Here is a 426-nt window from a genome sequence, read left to right on the forward strand (position 1 = left end):
CCGATCCGGGTGCCTGCATGCTGCGACTGGTGGACGAGGGGCAGGGGCGCCAGGTGAGTCTGGGCATCGCGCAGCCGATGCTGCCATGAGAGGGCAATCCTGCGAGCGCCGGTCTCCTTCGCCGGGCGAGGAACCGCCGCTCGCGAATGTCGTGTGGCCGAGCCCACGGCAGGCCCGCGTGCTGGACCGATCGCCGTAGCGCCGTTCATTTGCCCTGCTGGTCCGGTGGTGAATAGCGCCACTTGCTGGCGTTGGAGTCGATGTCGGCGTCATTGATGAGGCGCTGTTCGGCCCGTTCGATATCGGCACGGGTCAGGGCGTCTCGCTGCTTCTTGCGTGTTTCCCGATCGCGTTGATCCGGTGTGGTGGGTGTGTAGGATTTCATGATTCCTCTTTGGGGATGGCAGGCTGGGCATCGACAGATCG

The 426-nt window shown here is 65.0% G+C and carries 1 protein-coding gene; it reads right to left on the reverse strand.

Annotation, left to right across the window (positions count from 1 at the left end):
* Window positions 1-205: 205 nt before the first annotated feature.
* Complete coding sequence (locus HWX25_RS33150; protein WP_096752162.1) at window positions 206-385, reverse strand: hypothetical protein; 180 nt, start codon at window positions 383-385, stop codon at window positions 206-208.
* Window positions 386-426: the final 41 nt, after the last annotated feature.

It is taken from the genome of Burkholderia sp. BCC1640 (assembly GCF_902833125.1).
Classification (GTDB): Bacteria; Pseudomonadota; Gammaproteobacteria; order Burkholderiales; family Burkholderiaceae; genus Burkholderia; species Burkholderia diffusa.

Excerpts from the sequence above, each read along its gene's own strand:
- HWX25_RS33150 (WP_096752162.1), bottom strand. The coding sequence starts at position 385 with ATGAAATCCTACACACCCACCACACCGGATCAACGCGATCGGGAAACA.